17 protein-coding genes are annotated in these 19,355 nt (G+C 52.3%); 9 read left to right on the top strand and 8 right to left on the bottom strand.

Features of this window, described 5'->3' with window-relative positions; translation table 11 throughout:
- Nucleotides 1-58: 58 nt before the first annotated feature.
- Together RBH76_12510 and RBH76_12505 are read right to left on the bottom strand one after the other, a co-directional pair.
- On the bottom strand, nt 59-1,375 hold the full coding sequence (locus tag RBH76_12510; GenBank protein WMJ83544.1) for an amidohydrolase: 1,317 nt from the start codon (nt 1,373-1,375) through the stop codon (nt 59-61).
- 34 nt (nt 1,376-1,409) lie between these two features.
- Nucleotides 1,410-2,726 carry an amidohydrolase gene (locus tag RBH76_12505; GenBank protein WMJ83543.1) on the bottom strand — a complete coding sequence of 439 codons (1,317 nt, stop codon included), beginning with the start codon at nt 2,724-2,726 and terminating at the stop codon, nt 1,410-1,412.
- 132 nt (nt 2,727-2,858) lie between these two features.
- Here RBH76_12505 and RBH76_12500 point away from each other — a divergent pair, with 132 nt between their 5' ends.
- The 8 genes from RBH76_12500 (at nt 2,859) to RBH76_12465 (ending at nt 8,767) form a co-directional block, all read left to right on the top strand.
- Nucleotides 2,859-3,752: a PfkB family carbohydrate kinase gene (locus tag RBH76_12500; protein WMJ85231.1), complete on the top strand. Its 894-nt coding sequence runs from the start codon at nt 2,859-2,861 to the stop codon at nt 3,750-3,752.
- A 349-nt stretch (nt 3,753-4,101) separates the two neighbouring features.
- Nucleotides 4,102-4,770 (top strand): Crp/Fnr family transcriptional regulator, encoded by a 669-nt coding sequence (locus RBH76_12495; protein WMJ83542.1) that lies wholly within the window; start codon nt 4,102-4,104, stop codon nt 4,768-4,770.
- Nucleotides 4,771-4,876: 106 nt separating this feature from the next.
- Nucleotides 4,877-5,905 (top strand): ABC transporter substrate-binding protein, encoded by a 1,029-nt coding sequence (locus RBH76_12490; protein ID WMJ83541.1) that lies wholly within the window; start codon nt 4,877-4,879, stop codon nt 5,903-5,905.
- Nucleotides 5,880-6,656 carry an ABC transporter permease subunit gene (locus RBH76_12485; GenBank protein ID WMJ83540.1) on the top strand — a complete coding sequence of 259 codons (777 nt, stop codon included), beginning with the start codon at nt 5,880-5,882 and terminating at the stop codon, nt 6,654-6,656. The genes RBH76_12490 and RBH76_12485 overlap by 26 nt, the downstream gene beginning before the upstream one ends.
- Before the next feature lie 6 nt (nt 6,657-6,662).
- A complete protein-coding gene (locus tag RBH76_12480; protein ID WMJ83539.1) occupies nt 6,663-7,235 on the top strand; it encodes an ATP-binding cassette domain-containing protein in 573 nt (190 codons plus the stop codon).
- Nucleotides 7,236-7,489: 254 nt separating this feature from the next.
- Nucleotides 7,490-7,939, top strand: a complete 450-nt coding sequence (locus RBH76_12475; protein ID WMJ83538.1) for a MarR family transcriptional regulator — start codon at nt 7,490-7,492, stop codon at nt 7,937-7,939.
- A gap of 2 nt (nt 7,940-7,941) precedes the next feature.
- Nucleotides 7,942-8,367, top strand: coding sequence for a flavodoxin domain-containing protein (locus RBH76_12470; protein ID WMJ83537.1), 426 nt, complete (start codon nt 7,942-7,944; stop codon nt 8,365-8,367).
- Nucleotides 8,360-8,767 carry an FMN-binding protein gene (locus tag RBH76_12465; GenBank protein WMJ83536.1) on the top strand — a complete coding sequence of 136 codons (408 nt, stop codon included), beginning with the start codon at nt 8,360-8,362 and terminating at the stop codon, nt 8,765-8,767. The genes RBH76_12470 and RBH76_12465 overlap by 8 nt, the downstream gene beginning before the upstream one ends.
- A 235-nt stretch (nt 8,768-9,002) precedes the next feature.
- Here RBH76_12465 and RBH76_12460 read toward each other — a convergent pair whose 3' ends face one another.
- The gene (locus RBH76_12460) at nt 9,003-10,694 is read right to left on the bottom strand and encodes a S8 family peptidase (protein ID WMJ83535.1); all 1,692 of its coding nucleotides are present in this window, start codon (nt 10,692-10,694) and stop codon (nt 9,003-9,005) included.
- Between the two features lie 11 nt (nt 10,695-10,705).
- Nucleotides 10,706-12,430 (bottom strand): S8 family peptidase, encoded by a 1,725-nt coding sequence (locus RBH76_12455; GenBank protein WMJ83534.1) that lies wholly within the window; start codon nt 12,428-12,430, stop codon nt 10,706-10,708.
- Nucleotides 12,431-12,525: 95 nt separating this feature from the next.
- Here RBH76_12455 and RBH76_12450 point away from each other — a divergent pair, with 95 nt between their 5' ends.
- On the top strand, nt 12,526-13,791 hold the full coding sequence (locus RBH76_12450; GenBank protein WMJ83533.1) for a peptidoglycan-binding protein: 1,266 nt from the start codon (nt 12,526-12,528) through the stop codon (nt 13,789-13,791).
- Between the two features lie 89 nt (nt 13,792-13,880).
- On the opposite strand, the gene RBH76_12445 is transcribed toward RBH76_12450, so the two are convergent.
- The 4 genes from RBH76_12445 to RBH76_12430 all read right to left on the bottom strand — a co-directional run bounded on the left by RBH76_12445 (nt 13,881) and on the right by RBH76_12430 (nt 19,216).
- Nucleotides 13,881-14,576, bottom strand: coding sequence for a GNAT family N-acetyltransferase (locus tag RBH76_12445; GenBank protein WMJ83532.1), 696 nt, complete (start codon nt 14,574-14,576; stop codon nt 13,881-13,883).
- A gap of 43 nt (nt 14,577-14,619) precedes the next feature.
- Complete coding sequence (locus tag RBH76_12440) at nt 14,620-15,879, bottom strand: LCP family protein (protein WMJ83531.1); 1,260 nt, start codon at nt 15,877-15,879, stop codon at nt 14,620-14,622.
- Nucleotides 15,880-16,275: 396 nt separating this feature from the next.
- Nucleotides 16,276-17,604 (bottom strand): TRAP transporter large permease subunit, encoded by a 1,329-nt coding sequence (locus tag RBH76_12435; GenBank protein ID WMJ83530.1) that lies wholly within the window; start codon nt 17,602-17,604, stop codon nt 16,276-16,278.
- A gap of 25 nt (nt 17,605-17,629) precedes the next feature.
- Nucleotides 17,630-19,216, bottom strand: coding sequence for a D-aminoacylase (locus RBH76_12430; GenBank protein WMJ83529.1), 1,587 nt, complete (start codon nt 19,214-19,216; stop codon nt 17,630-17,632).
- Nucleotides 19,217-19,355: the final 139 nt, after the last annotated feature.

Raw genomic sequence — 19,355 nt, 5'->3', positions numbered from 1 at the left:
AAACTTTGACCAAAAGCAAGAGCCGAAGCTGACACAGCCCCGGCTCAAAATCCTACTTTTATAAAACGTCCCGATATTTTTCTGCGGCGGTGACAAACGGCCCCATCGCCGCAAACAGCTCGGCGCGGATATCACCCAGGCTCTGCCCAACCAATTCCTTGTCGCGCACGACGACTTTCCCCTGCGCCAGCACGGTGCGCACATTAGAGGCATTCGCCGAATAAACAAGCGCCGAAAAAGGGTCGAACACCGGAAACATATTGACTGAATCGGTCTCGACCAACACGAGATCGGCCTGCATCCCGGGGACAAGCTGCCCATATTCCCGCGCACCGTGCAGCGCCTGAGCGCCCCCAGTGGTCGCAAGACGCACAATATCCTTGGCAGGGAACAGCCCGCGGTCACGGTTGGCGGTCTTGTGGCAGTTTGCAAACATCCGCATCTGGTCAAACATGCTTAATGTGTTGCCCGAGGAAGCCCCATCGGTGCCAAGCCCCACCGCAATGCCGCGTTCGATCATCCCCTTGACGGGGGCAATCCCCTTGCCCGCCTTGGTGTTGCTGGCGATGCAGTGCGCCACCGCCGCGCCGCGTTTTACAATCAGATTAAGGTCGTTATCATTCGCATGGATGCTGTGCGCCAGTAACGTGCGCGCATCAAGCGCGCCAATTTTATCGAGAAACGCGGTCGGGGTGCTTCCCCGCTCGGCAAAGTGCGCCATTTCGTAGTCCATCTCAGAAGCGTGCAGCGTGAACAACGTGTCGTATTCAACGGCGAGCGCATGCGCCCTTTTCAGCGCTGCTTCGTCGCAGGTGGTCGTGCCATGTGGCGCGATGATCGGATGAATCCGGCTGCTGCTTCGGTATTTTTCGAGAAAGCCCCGCTGATAGTCAAAACCGCCGTAGGGTGTCTCGCTCACACAGGTGGGCTGGCCGATGATCGTCTCGCCCAGATAGCCGCGGATACCCATTTCCTCACAGGCGCGCGCCACCTCGTCCTCAAAATAATACATGTCCAAAAAAGTGGTAGTGCCCGAGAGTAGCATCTCACAAATGCCATATTTCGCCGCGAGATAGACAAGCCGCGGTGTCATGGCCTCGTTTTCCAACGGGAAGAGAAAGCGCCGCAGCCGGTCGGGGCAGTCATCCCCCAGTGAGCGAAATGGCATCATTGAAACATGGCAGTGGGTGTTGACAAAACCCGGCAGCAAAATGCCACCCGCACCGTCGATATATTCGTCATTGTCACCCGCAAAGGCCCCGCCGCCCAGCGCCGCAATTTTGTCGCCGTCGGTCAGCAGATACCCGTTTTGATACACCGTGTTGTTTTGATCCATCGTCAGCACGGTAATATTGTCGATTAAAATACGGCTCATGCTTTTCCCCTCTTATGCTGATATTCCATTAGAATTAGTTCTCGCCGATCAGGTCGCAGACAATGGCACAGAAGATTTTGACACTCTTAGACAACACGACCTCGTCAAAATCGAATTGCACCGTGTGTTGGGGCGAGGCGATAGGGGTCATGGCGCGCATATAGGTCGCCAGCCCGCCGCGCGCCTGAACGCGGTTCATCATGATCGAAATATCCTCGCTGCCCCAGTTTTGAGCGTTCTCGCAGCTGCTGACCTTTAAATCCGGCAGATGACGGCGCATCAACGCCGCGATGCGCGCAATAAAGGCCGGATCGCTCTGTTGACCCTGCGCCTCGCCCATCTTGACCATCTCACAGGTGCAGCCCTGCATCAGCGCCGCACCGTTGCAAGCGTTGACCGCCATTTCGGCCATGTAGGCGTTAATCTCGGTCGTTTCGCCGCGTACCTCGAGCTGCATGCAGGCCATGTCGGGAATGACGTTTCGCCCCGTTCCCGCGTGCAGTGTGCCAACGTTGACACGGCTTTGTCCGCCGCTGTGCCGTGGGATGGCCTGAAGCGCCATCACGGCCGCAGCCGCGGCAACCAGCGCGTTTTTGCCCTGCTCGGGGAAGCCGCCCGCATGCGACGCCCGCCCTTTAAAGGTCACGTCATATTTCGTCGTCGCAAGGGAGCCGTAGGTGCCGGGTGTCACGTCGCCGTCGTCGGGGCCATTATCCGGCGCAATGTGCGAACCGGCAAAGAAATCCACATCATCCAACAGGCCGTTGGCCACCATGGCTGCGGCACCGCGCGCGCCCTCTTCCCCCGGCTGGAACAAAAGCTTCACCGTGCCGTGCAGCTTGTCTTTAAGCTGCATCAGCACCTCAGCCACGCCAAGGCCGATTGCCGCGTGTCCGTCATGCCCACAGGCGTGCATGTTACCCGCGTTTCGGCTTGCAAAGCCCTCACGGGTCGGGCGGTGGGTGTCCTCGGTGCATTCCTGCATTCCCAGTGCGTCAATATCAAACCGAAGCGCGACCACCGGCCCCGCGCCGCAGCGCAGAATGCCAACCACACCGGTGTAGCCCTGCTTCATCTCGTCGGTCAGATAGGCTGCAGGTGCGCCCTGTTGCAGCACTTTTTCAGCATGTTCGCGCAGCTCGGTCTCGTCCGGCAGACCCATGCGCGCACCCTCGCGACAGACTTGTTTTCCGGTGAGTACCTCGTAGCCCAGATCGGTCAGCCGCTGCGCGATGATGGCGCTGGTGCGCATCTCAAGCCAGCCCGTCTCGGGGTAACGGTGAAAATCGCGCCGGCAAGCGGTCAGTTTATCGTTTAAAGCGTTGGAAAGCGTTATCATTTGCTCGTACATAAAAGCCCTCTTTTAGTCGAAAATATTTGCATTTATAAAAATGTATTATACCATAAATTGACCTTTTTCGCCAAAGTTGATACAATACCTCAGTGAATCATTGATAGCGAGGAGATTCCTGCCTTGAAAAATGTGCTTGTCATTGGCTCCACCTGTGTGGACGTCATTATCCGCTTAGATCATCTGCCAAAAACCGAGGAGGATTTACACCCCGAAAGCCAGCGCTTTTCGGTTGGCGGCTGTGCCTATAACGTCGCCAATATTTTGCAGCGCGCCAAAGTTCCGCTGACCTTTATCACCCCGGTGGGTGGTCAGGGCGTTTATGGCAATTACGTTAAACGCCAGCTCGACGCACTCGCCTTCCCCGATTATATCGACCTGCCCGAGGCGGAAAACGGCTGCTGCTACTGCTTTGTCGAAAAAAGCGGCGAGCGCACCTTTGTTTCGTACCACGGGGTGGAATATACCTTTAACTCCGCGTGGATGCAGCCGCACAGCGCAAAGCGCTTTGACCTTGGATACGTCTGCGGGTTGGAAATTGAGGAGAAAACTGGCGGCGCGCTGATTGAGTATCTTGAAACCGCGCCGATTGAGACGCTGTTTTACGCGCCCGGCCCTACCGGCGTGCGCATTCCGAGCGAAAAGAATGAGCGGATGTACGCGCTGCACCCCATATTGCATCTCAACGCGTCAGAAGCGATGGCGCTGGGCAAGGCCGATTCGGTCGCGGCGGCGGCACGCAATCTCATAGCCAAAACGCAGAACACTGTCATCGTCACCCTCGGCAAACAGGGCGTTTTCTGGATGAACCCAGACGGCAAAACCTACACGTTGCCGGGCGTTTCAGAAAAGGTGGTGGATACCATCGGCGCTGGCGACTCGCACGTTGCAACGACGATCTTGGGGCTGTGCCGCGGGCTACCGCTTTCGGCGGCGCTGTCGCTGGCAAATCGCGTGGCGGCTGCGGTGGTCGCAACCGAGGGCGCTACGCTGTCAGATGTGGACTTTGCAACGCTTTTGGGCTAACCTGCCCGCTAATTTAAAATATCAAGCACCTACGGCGGCGTCGAATGACGCCGCCGTTTAAGTTGACCCCAATCTATATAGTTTGTGGAACATGGGGTGCCATGTGTCGGCGCGCTTTTTATAAAATCTGTTTTTAAAATTATTCTGCCGTTTTAAAAATTCCACCCATCGCTGTAAATACTATTATTAATCGCACAATGAAAACCGTCTCAAATGATACTGTTTTTATTGCATTTCTAAAAAATCTATGATAACATTGTCCTGCTTATGCTGACGCCCTACTAAAAAAGCCATCTGTTTTTTTAGTGGGACACCGGCATTAGGGTACAATCCAAGGAGGAAAATCGCCATGACAAAGGCTCAGATCAAGGCCGCCGTCACTGCCTGCCCGTTGTTTTTTGATTGCGAATTTGATGAAAATGCACTGTCCGCACAAAGCTTTAAACGCGGGGAACCCGTCGAAGATACACTAGATGGTGAACCTGTGCTTGGCGTTATCGCCAAAGGACGCGTCGGTGTTTTTGGCATTTCGCCCGGAGAAAGCGAGGTTAGCCTTTCGAGCCTCGGCGCAGGAGAGGTCTTTGGCATCAGCAATCTGTTCACCCAAAACGAGCTTGAAACCCGTCTGGTCTGCCGCGAGCGCACCGAAATCGTTTTTGTTCCCAAACAGGCGTTTTTACAGATGCTCAGCGTCAGTCCCGCACTGGCCGAGCGGTATATGACGATTTTAAATGGCAAAATCCGCTTTTTAATTCGGCGTATTGCGCTGCTCACAGCACATTCTGGTCGGGCAAAGCTGGCGGATTATCTGCTAACCAACGCCGATCGGCAAAACACCGTGCGACTTGGCTGCTCTAAGGAACAGTTAGCAAAAATTTTAGGCATGAGCCGGGCCGCCCTGTTTAGGGAACTGGCGGCTCTTTCGAATGCAGGATTAATTCAGGTTGACCGAAGTTGCATCACGTTGCTTGACCGCGATGCGTTTATTAATCACATCAAGCCTGAAACTGATGAATAAGGCTCAACCAACTTACAAAGTAAAAGCCGCTTGACCCGGTAATTTAAACTGTGCTAGCACGCTATGGCTGAACTTATCCATCGTTTTTATTGAAAGGAAAAGAGTTATGAAGAAACTGATTCCCCTTGTACTGGCGCTCACCCTTATATTCTGCGGCTGCGGTGCCGCTTCGTCCTCTGTGGCGCCGTCTTTGCCCGCGACTTCGGACGTCACCTCTTCGACGGCCCCCTCCCAGACCGAACCTGCCGCACCGATTACGGTTGCTGCGCTCAAGGGTCCCACAGCTATGGGCATGGTCAAACTAATGGCTGATGACGCAGACCAAAACCGTTACGCCTTCAACATTGCGGGCGCGGTGGATGAAATTACACCTAAACTGGTGCAGGGCGACATTCAGATCGCCGCCGTTCCCGCCAACCTCGCCTCAGTTCTCTACAACAACACCAAGGGGCAGGTACAGGTGCTGGCCATCAACACACTGGGTGTCCTTTACATCGTCGAAAATGGCGAGGATATCCACACCGTTGAGGATCTGCGCGGCAAGACCATCTTGTCGGCAGGCAAGGGCGCCACACCCGAATATGCACTGAACTTTATGCTGGAGCAGAACGGTATCGACCCCGAAAAGGACGTCACCATCGAGTATAAAGCTGAGCACGCCGAGTGTGCGGCGGTGCTGGATGTGAAGGAAAAGACGATCGCCATGCTGCCGCAGCCCTTTGTCACCGCAGCCCAGATGAAAAACAACGAGATTCGCGTGACCCTCGACCTCAACCGCGAGTGGGCGCAAGCGCAGGAGAAGCCCTCGTCGCTCATAACCGGTGTCGTGGTGGCGCGAACCGATTTTATCAAAACCAACCCCCAGGCCGTGGCAGATTTTCTGACCGCGTATAAAGCCTCGGTCGACTATGTTACCGACCCCAACAACATCGAGGCCGCGTCCGACCTTGTGGCGCACTACGAAATTGTGTCGTCTGCCATCGCACAAAAGGCCATTCCCCAATGCAACATCACCTTTATTGCGGGTGAGGAAATGCGCGAGCGTTTAAGTGGCTATCTCGCCATCCTCTTTGACCAGAACCCCAAGGCTGTGGGAGGGGCTTTGCCCGATGAAAACTTCTACTTTGTCGGCTAGCCCTGTCCAAAAAGCGCTTTTAAAGGCGGCTGCGGTGCTGTTTTGGCTGCTGCTGTGGCAGTTGGGCAGCATGGCGCTTTCACAGGCGTTGCTGCTGGCTTCGCCCGTCACGGTACTCAAACGGCTGGCGGTGCTGGTGCTGGAACCTACATTCTGGCACACCGTCGCCTTCTCATTTATCCGAATTGCCGCCGGCTTTTTTGCCGCCCTAATCTCCGGCGCGCTGCTGGCGGCGATTGCGGCACGGTTTGAACTGTTTTACACGCTGCTCTCGCCGCTCATGGCGGTTATTAAGGCCTCGCCAGTTGCGTCGTTTATCATTCTGTTGCTCATCTGGGTGCCGTCGCATAGCCTTTCGATCGCCATATCGTTCATGATGGCACTACCGATCATCTACATCAACCTGTGCGAGGGGTTGTATGCGACCGACCCCGCCATGCTGGAATTAGCCGACGTTTTTGGCGTTCCAACTGCGCGACGGGTGCGCTATTTGTACCTATCACAGCTGCTGCCCTATCTGCGCTCGGCCTGTGCCGTCTCAATCGGGTTGTGCTGGAAATCTGGAATCGCCGCCGAAGTCATCGGCATCCCAAAGGGCTCTGTCGGAGAGCGGTTATATCAGGCCAAAATTTATCTCGACACCCCCGATCTCTTCGCGTGGACGGTGGTCATTGTGCTGTTAAGCATGCTGTTTGGCTGGCTATTTTTGTCGGCGCTCGACGCTCTCGTCCGCCGCATAGAAAGGATGTGACGCCCTATGACGCTCACCGCCGACTCGTTGACCGTCCGCTTTGGCGAACAAATCGTCCTGCAAGATTTCTCCCACTGTTTTGAATCGGGCATAACCTGTATTCTGGGTCCCTCAGGCTGTGGAAAAACCACGCTGCTGCGCGCATTGATGGGGTTGACCCCTGCCGATGGGGGGCGGGTGTTCTGTGATATTACGAACCCTAAAAAAAGCGTTATGTTCCAGGAAAACCGCCTTTGCGAGAATATGAGCGCCATCTCGAACCTCCGTTTTGTCTGCCCTCATCGGACAAAAGCGGAAATGGAACAGGCCCTGACAAAAGCCGGTCTTGGTGGCAGCCTCTATCATCCGGTGCGCAATTTAAGCGGCGGCATGCAGCGCCGCGTGGCGCTTACCCGCGCATTGTTGGCCGATTTTGACCTTTTGTTTTTAGACGAACCCTTCACCGGGTTAGATGACAACACGCGCGACCACCTGCTGCCCTTGATCACGCAGTATGCCGACGGAAAAACAGTACTGCTGGTGACCCACGACGAAGCGGTTGCCAAAAAGCTAGGCGCGCAGATTCTGCGGCTCGTCTGACAGCTGCCATCTGAAAATGTTTGCCCCGACCAGTAAAGCGGTCGGGGCTTTTTGTGTAAATCAGTTGCACCAATTAGCATTCTTATAAGGTGCTTTAAATTTTGGCGCAAACAGCCATCGCTTTTGTATAAAAAAGTATGAGGGTTTAGACAAAACGGTAAAATTTATAATTTAGAACGCTTGATCTTGACAAGTGAAGACAAAGGTAATATGCTACCTATAATAGGTAATGTATTACTAAAAGGAGCTATTCCATGTATGATTTAGAAAAACTAGATAAAAGGAAATTTGTTTTCGGGAACATTTTTTTGCTTTCTAATCGTCTACAAACTGTCATGGATCGGACTACTGACGAATTGACAGCCAAGCAGTGGTTTGTACTTATGGTGCTCGAAATGTTTGAAGAGCCCCCTACCCTCAAGATGCTTGCTGACATGTACGATAGCTCCCACCAAAACATAAAGCAGCTGGTTTTAAAGCTTGAGAAGAAGGGCTTTGTGCGGGTAGAGGACGATCCCACAGACCGCCGCACCATGCGTATTGTTGCAACTGCAAAATGTCAGCAATGGGATGAAGAAAACAAAGCAATTACAGAGGATTTTTTAAACAGAATGTTTAACCACCTAACGGCCGAAGAAATAGAAACGCTGCGCACAGTACAGCAAAAAATCTATACAAACCTTGGGAATATGAAGGAGCATTGAGTATGAATGTACAAATTCTATACGCGACAATGACTGGCCACAGCAAGAAAATCGCACACCGAATTGCAGATGAGATAGGTGCTCCGACACACGACCTAAAGAAAAACCCTAAAATCCCTCCCTGCGACCTGCTTTTTATTGTAAGTGGCATTTATGGCGGAGAAAGCAAGCAAGAACTTCTTAACTATGTCAAACAACTTTCTCCGAGTCAAATTAAAAAGGTGGCGCTTTTGACCTCATCCACAAGAAATATCGCACAGGGTAGTCTTCGCCAAACTCTAACAGATGTGGGGCTTAACCTTGTGGGCAAAGAGTTTCTTTGCCAGGGCAGCTTTTTATTTAAGGCAATGGGGCATCCGAACAAGGCTGAAATAACATCTGCACTTGAATTTGTACGAAAGCAAATTAAGGAGACCCAAAATGCTTAAAACACGAAAAAGGCTCCTTATTGCTGTGTCTGTTATTGCGTTTATGTTGCTTGCACTTGCAATTGTATTTGTAAATTTTATATCTCTAGCTAAAAAAGGAGAGGAAATTCTTTCTAATACCACTTTTTCTGATATCACTCTAAGTGCCATTGCAGACGGCAGCTACACAGGCGAGTTTGGGGCGGGTCCCGTTTATGTTAAAGCTCAGGTGACAGTCAAAAATGGGGTTATGACTGAAATCATGTTGCTAGAGCATGATAATGGAAAAGGCTCAGCCGCCGAAGGTATCGTGGATAAGATGTTACAAAGCCAAACAACAAATGTCGATCTTGTCAGTGGCGCAACATACTCCAGCAAAGTAATCCGAAAAGCGGTTGAAAATGCTTTGCTAAGACAATAAAACTATAATTTTAGCACAGGTCAACCTTGTTTTGTTGCCCTGTGCTTTTTTCTACACGCAAGATAGCTTGGGGGCAGCGAAACGGTTTCCCAATCAGATTTTGCTGCCCCCTCAGGCCACTTAAAGGTTGCATTCACCTTTTCTTTAACCTATTGCCGGGCTGATTAGCAAAGTTGCCGTGCGGACAGCCAATAGCGGCCTACCACCATAAATCGATTTGCGCTAGGATATACTGTTACAGCTCACGCATAAGCTGGAAGGTTTGCATTAAATTTAGCACACCATATCCCCATTGCGGGTTGGGGTACCGCGTCCCCTCGTTGCGCGAACAGCCGCGAATGAGATAAGCGCGTATCTGATAGGTGCTAAACGCCGTGTCATTGCCCTCCACCACCCCCCATTGCATCATCAGCGCACAGGCGCCCGCCGTAATGGCGGTGGCGATGCTGGTGCCATCCATCAATCCATAACCGCTGGGATAATAACCACCGATATTGACACCCGGAGCAACAAGGTCGGGCGCCAGCATCTCAAGCCTGGTCGGCCCCCACGAGGTTTTGGCATATAGGCTCTCCTGCTGTGGGTCATAGGCGCCGCAGCAAATCGCCTCGTTCATGACGCCCGGCACCGTGATGGTGTAATAAGGTGATGTGGATAAGAACTCCACGGACGGATCAACGAATCCTGTCATTGGCAGCCATGCGTGAAAGCTGCCATCTAAAATGATATCCCCATGCAGCGTGATGGTCCAAATCCCCGGAGATGCCCTGATGAGCCGCACCACCGTCATCTGTGCACCGGTACCTTCCATGGGGAAAAAGTAGCTGACGTCGATGGTGGTGGGCTCCATAACGAGGCTGGTAAAGCGCGTGCTACCCGCCTTGGCAGGCAGACGCCCTACTGTTTCTCCGGCGGGCGAGGAAACCGAAACCGAAATTCTGTCAGAAACGTTGTTCCAGATCGAAATAACAATATCGGCCTCACGGTCGCCGACTATTAAATCGATGTTCTGTGTTTCGCCCTTGGCGCTGATAATACCCTGCGTGTGATGCCGCGCCTGGCTTTCGTTGCCCGCTGCAACGCACAGGCACACCCCCTTGAGGGTGGAGACGCCTCTTAAATACTCTGCAAAAATGCTGTAACCATCGTGACTACCAAAATTGCTGCCCAATCCAATGCAGATAACAACCGGCTTTCCCAGCTTTTGGGCCCGGGTTAGAATGTACTCAACCCCCAGCATTACCGCGCTGGATTCAAACGCGTTTTCCTGGTTTTTGGGGACGAGATAACGCTCAAGATAAAACGGCCGTGCTTTGCGAAGCTTGACGGCAATAATGCCCGCGTCCGGTGCCGCACCGATAAAATCGCCCACTGCGCGTCCCGCGGCGACTGAGGCCAGAAAAGTGCCATGCCCAACTGTGTCCTCATGGGGAACTATTTCACGGGGGTTGGGAGATTGGAGCGCTTCGTTGATCTGCGCTTCGGTATATTCGGTGCCGACCCAGTTGGGCTCCGGTTGAACGCCTTCAATGGTCTGGTCGTAGATGTAGTGAATTTTGGTGGTGCCATCCTCGTAGCGAAACACATCGAGCGTGTAGTCGATGCCGGTGTCGACAAATCCTATTAAAACGTCGCGTCCAAGTAAATCCAGATAGGGCTGCCGATGTACCTGAAGAATTCCGCTGGTTTCCAAGCTCGCGCGGTCCAAAAGCCCCAGCACCAGTGAGGCCGTGGCGATAAAGCTGCCACCCAGCAGCGTGACAATCTCTTCAAAATATTTTCCACTCGTGTAACAAAAGGTATATCTGCCGGCCAGCGTATAAGCAATGGCTACTTTTCCAGTATCCCTGAGAATATTTTCAAGCTCCTGATTTTTACGGATGACAAAATCCACAGCGTCTGGATCGTATAGTAACTCTTGAAGCAATTCGTCGTTATCTATCGGAATGCGCCTCCCCTCTGGTTAAAAATCACCAGCTCGCCCATCGTGTCGCAGAGGTTTAGCGCACCATAGCCCCACTCCGGGTTGGGGTAGGCGCGCGGAAAGCTCCTCGCTGCACTGTGGCATAAAAACGCCTTGATGCGCTCGCCATATAAGAATGGGTCGTTTCCCTTGATGTCGCCCCATTCAAGCATCAGTGCCGCCGAGCCAGTCACAAACGGTGTTGCGATGCTGGTGCCGGTAAACCGGTCATAGCCGCCGCCCGTCTTGGTGGTTAAAACATTGACCCCCGGTGCCACCAGGTCGGGTTTTTGGCCGTATCGGCCATAAGGCATGCCACGGCCCGAAAAGTCGACACTGGTATTGAGCAATGAGTTATATGCACCGACCGAAATAACCTTATAGGCTGTAGCCGGTATAGTGATGGTGTTCTGTATATTCGGCACCAAAAAAGCGGTCTGCCGTGTTACGACGTCGGTCATCGGTAACCAGATATCAAATCGGCCGTCGACAACACTGACGCCGGTGTATGACAAACGCCACAACCCCTGTGGAATGCTATCGCCAATTGCGTTGAGCGAAAAATACACCTCCTGGCTGGTGGTATAATGGTTGGGCTGACCATAAAGCACCGACACCTGAACGCGGTCGAGCACCGTTAGCGTGACGCTTTGGGTGGCAGCGATATTACCAGTACTCTGCCCAGATGGCGCAATCAGTTCATATTCGATAGAATCTACAAAGTTTTTCCATAGTGTGATATAAAGGCTACGAATATTTTCTCCGACCACCATCTCGGCGTAGTTGGTTCGCTTCTCAGCGGCAACGCCAAAAAAATGGTGTCCGGAGGAGCCCTCGTTTCCTGTCGCGACACATATGGCACATTTCCAGCGTTCTGAAACCGAGTTTAGGTATTGCTCAAACAAAGAGTTCCCGTCGTGCGCACCGTCATTGGTGCCGTTGCTGATGTTGATGGAAACCGGTCTTTCAAGCGCCTGTGCAGTATCCAACGCAAATTTTACCCCGCGCATAATTGCGGTGCTTAAAGCAAACCCTATGGCACCCGACCGCTGCAGCTTAATGACAATCAGCTCTGACTCCGGCGCTACGCCTAATTCTTGCCCGTCGCTTGACCGGCCGTTTCCGGCGGCGATACCTGCCACGGCGGTGCCGTGCCCAATGACATCGCGGGAGGGCACCACGCTGTAAGGGTTGGGGCTTTTTAGCGCAGCGTCCAGCTCCTCTTTGGTAAACAGCCGTCCACCGTTAAAGTCGGGGGGCGGCGTGCCTTCCAGCGACTGATCCCACAGGTATAAAATTCGGCTACTGCCGTCTTCGTTTCGAAAATCGGGGTGCGTATAATCGATTCCTGAATCAATAATCGCAACCAAAACCCCTTTGCCACGCAGACCGAAGCTTCTCTCTCGCTGAACGGGAGGAACGCACGATTTTTCCATGCTGCGCTGCATCATATAAGCCATTGATTTAGGCATTTCAAAGTACTCCACCCCCCGCACTGTAAACAGATTGGAAAATGAACTCAGCGGAATGGTTAGGATAGCATAATTTTCATTGAGCCGCTCGGCAACGCCGTTGAGCTGGCGTGCAATTTCATCGAGGTCCCCGTGAAATTTGATGATGACCTCCAACAGGTTCCCTTCAGACAGCAACTCGGTTGCAAACTTAACATTTGGCTCTAAAGGGATGAGCCGGTGTTCCAAGAATCCACCTCCTAGGCGGCTTTATTAACTTAAATGCCGCAGGTATTCTATTATAAAATCTCTGCATATAATCATATTATGGAGGTGGAGAAAATATGAGTCCCAACAATACCCCAGCAGGACGATCGTCCAGCCTTGGCGGGCTGGCGGTTAACGTCAATGCCATTGCAACGAGTTTTCCTGTGGACAGCGCCACTGTCAGGATTATTGAGCCGGGAACTGACCGGGTCATTGAGGAGTTAAAAACGGATTCCTCTGGTCAGGCGCCAAAGGTGGAGCTGGCCGCCCCACCGCTGGATTATTCGTTAGAACCGATGAGCCCCAAACCCTATTCCGAATATGATATACGAGTTGAGGCGCCCGATTTTGAAGGCATCACCATCAACGGCGTGCAAATTTTGCCCGACGTCACCGCTCTTCAGGGTGTCAACATCACCCCCCGCGTCACCAAAGAGGGCGTGCCTGGCACCATCAACATCAACCAGCACACGCTTTGGGGTGTTTACCCGCCAAAAATTCCCGAAGCCGCGGTCAAGCCATTGCCCGAAAAGCAAGGCTATGTCGTGCTGCCCGAGCCAGTGGTACCAGAATATATTGTCGTTCATCTGGGCAGGCCAACTGTAACAGCGGAAAACGTTTGGATTCCATTTAAGGATTATATTAAAAACGTTGCAAGTTCCGAAATCTATTCCACATGGCCCAAGCAGACAATACACGCCAATGTGCTGGCCATCCTCTCGTTTGTTCTCAACCGCGTTTATACCGAATGGTACCGCGGCAAGGGCTATGATTTTACCATTACCAACTCCACGGCCTTTGACCAGGCGTTTGTGTATGGACGCAATGTTTTTGAGAACATCTCGGTGGTTGTAGATGAAATTTTTACGACCTACATAACAAAGCCGGGCATCCGCCAGCCGCTTTTTGCCCAGTTTTGTGACGGTGTTCGGGTGCAGTGCCCCAAAGTTTTGGAACAGTGGGGCTCTAAGGAATTAGGTACGCAGGGCTATGACGCTTTATCTATTCTACGCCACTATTACGGGCCTGACGTCTATCTCTCTCAGGCCGACAAAGTCGAGGGGGTTCCGCTCTCCTTCCCGGGTGTTGTGCTTCAGGTCGGCTCCTCCGGGCGGGATGTGCGTACCATTCAGGAACAGCTCAACAGCATCGCCACCCATTTTCCGAAGATTCCCAAGGTGCGGGTAGACGGCGTCTACGGACCGAAAACCGCCGAATCGGTCCGCGAGTTTCAGGAAATATTTCATCTACCGGTCAACGGCTCGGTCGATTTCTCCACCTGGTATGAAATTTCCAATGTTTATGTCAGCGTAAACAAGTTGGCGGAGGGCTATCAGTTTTAGCCGCGGAAAACGTATCTTATCGATGCGTTTTCTAATACAAAACAAAAAGGGGACCGGATTTCTCCGGTTCCCTTTTGTTACTTCTTGCTTTAAGCCGGTGCCGGCACAGCAGTCGGCTGGGGCATCAGCTGGCAGACGGTGCCACTCTTTGGCTCACGCACCATGCAATACTGCACGAGGTCAAAGTGACTTCTCATCATTTCATGCAGCGAAAAGCCGCAGTCGGTATAAAATTTCAGGTTTTGGGGGTTGTGCGTTTCAAGCGTAACCAACAGGCCCCGCTGGTCAGCGTAGTCCAGCACCGGCCCAAGCAGACGGTGCGCAATGCCGGTACCCTGGTACTGGGGGTCGACAGCCAGATAGATGATATGTATGCGCCGTTTGGTTTTCAACCGCTCAAGCCACTCGGAATTGAGGTATTTGCGGCCGGTGAAAAAGTTGAGCAGCGTGCCAAGGCTCAAATCGCCCCTGATCAAACACATGTCGGTTTTAAGGGTGTAAAATGCGCCGGTGGCGTAAAAATGCAGGGGATTATAGCTTTCTGTCTCATCGTCCAGAATAATAAGACCCTTCATCTCGGGGGAGTTGGAAAGCACATCGCAGGTGTCGTACATCTCGTGTACATCGCAGTCAAACAGGCTGGGCAGCGCTTGCAGGCGAACCTTATCCTGCGGGATCAGCTTTTGGTACAACGGGTCTTTTTCAAAGCATCTGCATAGTATCTGGATAGCGCGAGGAAGATCTTTTTTGTTTAAGCGATACAAATGATCGGTGTTCAAAATCATCCGGCTTTCCTAAAATAATTTTTACTTTTTTGTTTTTACAGAGCTATTCGTCGTCATCCGGCGTCCAGAGAATGGTGCCCAATTGATCAAAGTCATCATCTTCTCCGTCGTCATTATCATCTTCTTCGTTATTAGTTTGCTGTGTGTCGGCTGCTGCATCTGTTTCTGCATCTTCACTTTCTGGCTGCTGCGCCCGCTCCGATTGCCCGCTATCAACGGGCGGTGCAGGATGCTTGCTGTTCCACTCGGCCATCGCCTGCTGCTGTGCCTGCCACACCCGCGACTGCACTTCGTCGGAGGCGACGTAGGTTTCAGGGTCAAAGCTGCCGTAGAAGAATTCATCCAAAATACGGGTGGTCTCCTCCTGGTCTAGCATCATGAGGCTGCGTCCGTCATCGGTATACTTCTTCCCGTACATACCTTTAAGCGGCAACGTCATCTGCTGAAGCTTCACGCCCAAAAATGACGGTGCTTTTGGAATCAGCGCAGTAATATCGCTTTTGGTGAAGTTGGTCTGCACCATCGGCAGTGCCACATCCAAAAGGTTGTCAAGCTCTTTGAGATTCAGCGTCTTGGTCTGGTCTATTGCCGCCTGCAACACATTGCGCTGGCGCTGCACCCGGTGAAAGTCGCTGTCGATAAACCGCTGGCGAGCATAGGCAATGGCGTCAAAACCATCAAGGTGGTTTAACCCCGGCGTGACGCGGTTCTTGGTGACCGAGTTGGTGTAAATTTCGCCGTTTAAAGCGGCGGCCTCAGTCTCGGTCAGTATGATGTCCACGCCACCGATGGCGTCGATCAAATCGGCTGCAACGCCGACATTGACGCGCACATAGCGGTAGACCTCAACGCCAAACTGCTCCCGCACGGTTTTGAGCATGGCTTCGGCACCGCCGTAGGTAAAGACATGGGTCAACCAGTCCTCCCCAACGCCCTCTATCGGCACACCAATGGCGCGTTCGAGGCTGACCAGATGCGCCGTGTGCGTCTTGAGATCAAGGCTCAGCAGCATACAGGCATCGGCACGGGCATTTTGTTGCAGCTGCGAACCAAAATCTCCGATCCCACCATCCGGCGCGCGCTCGTCGGTGCCCAGCAGCAGCACATTGATGTGATCGAGTTTGCCCAGGCTTTGACTCCACGCGTCAGCCGGCAAATCATCCCCCTTGTCAAATCCGATTTTATCAAGCTTTGCGTTAATATATATTGTACCCGCTATAACCAATTCGGCCAGCAGGATAACGGACAATATCGCGATCCACCCGCTTGGGTTGATGCGCTTGAGCGTTTCTTTAATAGTCATTTATAAATTGGTTCCTTTTCTGTTATTTAGGGGCGCCAATTAAAAGATGGTCTCAATCCTCCTTTGCCAGTGTGCTGATAATCCTTACAGCTTATGTATCATACTCGCAAACATTGACGAAATCAAGATGTTTTTGTATTTAAAATTAAACAAAATTGCAAACAATAAAAACCAGCTTACCTATATAAAAAATCAACCCTCCAGCGACCGCCGGAGGGTTGTGTAACTTAATCCAAAATTGTCCTTTTCGTCACCAAAGGCAAGCAATAAAAACCCCCGCCGCCTTGTTGTCTGGTGATGTTTGCCCTCAAAGTCGATTTGTACTCAGACCCGTCAGAGCAAGCTGAGGGCCGTCAGAATTGCCGACAGCCCTCAAATAAAGGGGGGAGAAAATAGCTAAACCGGGAAGAAGATCGGCATGCCAATCAATGCCCAAAGTATGATAAACACAATGGAGGCTATTGAAACCGCCCATCCGCCAAGCAGCATGGCCTTTAAGCTTTCGCTTCTTGCAAGACCCATAGGCGCCAGCATGTTGGAACCGGGATAGATGGAGGTGGTTACGCGTGAGCCACAGATAAGTGCCAGCGCCCAGACTTCCATCGGAACCTTGGTGGATTCCAACGCGGCCGAGAACAGGTCGTGCGTAACCTGAAGCTGTGCCACCGCACCACCGTTGACGCCGAACGAGCCTACTAGCGTACCGAAGATAACCACCAGAGAGCGGCTGCCTTCGCCTATCATCGACAGGAACAGCTTGCCGAGTGCCTCAAAGCCGCCGCCGTAGTTGACGTAGTTGAGCATGATATTGAGCAGGATAAACAGCAGGAAAATACCAGCCATAGAGCCCATGCCCTTCGACACCTGCTTAAAGCAATCACTGAGGCCTTTTTTAGAAAACAGGCCGATAACCAGCATAAGGATGATAACCACAAACACCGTGTAGGCGGTGCCGGGCTTCGTGAACATGCTGTAAATCACCAGCGCAATAAAGGTGATGACAAAAGCAATTGTTGTGCGCTTCTGTTCAGGGGTTATGACGATCTCTGCCACATTCTCTTCGAGCCGGTACACCTCGTCATATTTGGGATCCTTCTGAATTTTCAGCGCAACGAAGTAGATGACCACCAGCCAGATGATGCCGTAAGGGAGCGCAGCCCACAGCATCATTCTGCCGTAAGAAAGCCCGGTAATGGCCAACAACGCGACGGTCGGGCCGGTAAAGGGTCCCCAGATGAGGCCGGTTTCACCCGAGCTCTGGAATACCGCGCCGACAGTGGCGGGCTTCAACCCGGCAGCTGCAACTACCGGAATAAGAATGGGGGCGATGATGGCGCAGCCCCCGGCAAGGGTGCCGAGCAGGCCACAGACGAGCGTGGTTGTGAGAATAACCGTAACGATGGCGCGTTTTTCGGTCTTAACACCAATTTTCTGGATGATCCAGTAAACCATGGTATGGCTGATGCCAGCTTCTGTCATCAGCGTTCCAAGGCCGGCACCCATCATGATGATGAGGCCGATAAGACCCAGCGTCGAGCCGAGCGACTCGGTGACAAGCTTGCCAAACATGGTGGGGGTTTGCCCGGTGAGGAAAAAGCCCGCCGCACAAGCCACAAATGCTGATGTAAGACCATTGCTTTTGGGCATAAACGAAACCACGATATAAACCGCCATTGGAATTAGTGCCCAGAGGGATTCTTCAGGTATCAAAGCGTAGGGACCCATTGTGTTATCCTCCTTGTATGTTTGATTATTTCGCTTTAAGCAAAGCCGTACCGGGGAGCGCCTCGGTTTGCTCTCCGTCCAAAAGCACCGGTACACCGGCGACTAAAACGTGTTCAATCCCCTCAGGCTTAACCACTGAGCGCAAAAAGGTGGCGGTGTCTTTTACTTTATTTTCATCGAATATCGTGATGTCCGCCACACATCCGGGCTTTAAAATACCTCTGTCTGTCAGGCCAAGTTGCTTTGCGGGCAGTCCGGTCATCTTATAGACAGCGTCTTCAAGCGGCATCAGCTTTTGCTCGCGATTAATGCGTAAAAACCGTGGGAAGGTGCCAAAGCTTCTTGGATGCGGGTTGCCGTCCATTGCGTAGTCAAAGGCATAGCCATCGCTGCCGATGGAAATATCCATCTCGTTTAAAATAGTAAACACATCCTGCTCACTCATCGAAAAGTAGATAGCCTTTACCACACCATTACTGCGTATAAGTACATCGGCCACCGCCTCCTCGGGAGAGACACCCAGAATCTTTGAAATTTCTTCAACGGTCTTACCGTCAAACTCTGTCGCCAGACCGTTGGTATAAGACACCAACACACAGGCCGGACCACCTCTAAATGCCATCATTTCGGCGATGTCACTCAAAAGCCGTGGCGATTTCTCTTTAAGGCATTTGTTAAGCGCCTCAAATCCACCGTCGTGCGCCCAGTTGGGCACAATGGCTGTCAGGCTGGTGCTCGACGCGTGATAAGGGTACTGGTCGCAGTCGACGTTTACCCCCTGCGCTCTGGCATTCGCAATTTTATCTAGCAGCTCCTTCGCGCGTCCCCACTGCGGTTTGCCCATCAGCTTCAGGTGCGAAATATGCAGATGAACGCCCGAAAGCGCCGCGATATTGAGCATTTCATCCACCGATTCAAACACCTTGGCACTCTCGTTACGGATATGTACTGCAAGGATGCCGTCGTGCGCTTTGACCACCTTAGCCAACTCGACCAGCTCTTCGGTCTTGCAGAATGCGCTAGGCGGATAAATTAGCCCCAGCGACATGCCAAAAGCGCCCTGAGAAAGCTCGCTGTCAAGCAGCGCCTTCATCTGCTCCATTTCGTCGGGTGTAGGGTCGCGGTCATCAAAACCAATCGTACAGCCGCGCAATGCACTGTGCCCGACAAGCATGCCAAAATTGGTGGCGCACCCCTGCTTTTTCACCCGCTTGGCATAGTCGGAAACAGACGCCATATCATGCTTAAAATCCTCGGACTTAAGCTCAAGAATGCGCTCAAAATACGTGCTGTTCTCCTTTTGATGAGGCCCCTGATTCGGCACGATAGAAATACCACAGTTGCCGCATATTTCAGTGGTAACGCCCTGATAAAGCTTACTTTGCACTTTAAATGGCGCCGGCAGCAGTGGGCAGATGTCAGAATGGCTGTGGATGTCAATAAAACCAGGCGAAACGATTTTGCCCTGCGCCAAAATAACCTGCCGGCCGGGCTTATCCGCCGTGTCGCATACCGCCGCTATCTTGCCGTCGGAAATGCAAAGATCTGCGACACGGGGCGCTGCGCGAGTGCCGTCGACAATCGTGCCGCCTTTAATTACAACATCATACAATTGGGACACCTCCGGTAAAGAATTTGCCATAACAACCTTTGCCATGGCCAATAATATTACGAGCAATTTTCGTGCCAATTCTCCAATTTTTTATTAGATCTTAAATTGTAAAAAAACATAAAGCGTTAATATTCCCTTT

Source organism: Oscillospiraceae bacterium MB24-C1 (genome assembly GCA_030913685.1).
In the GTDB taxonomy this organism is placed as follows: domain Bacteria; phylum Bacillota; class Clostridia; order Oscillospirales; family Ruminococcaceae; genus Yanshouia.
This window is presented reverse-complemented; position numbering and strand designations above follow the sequence as displayed.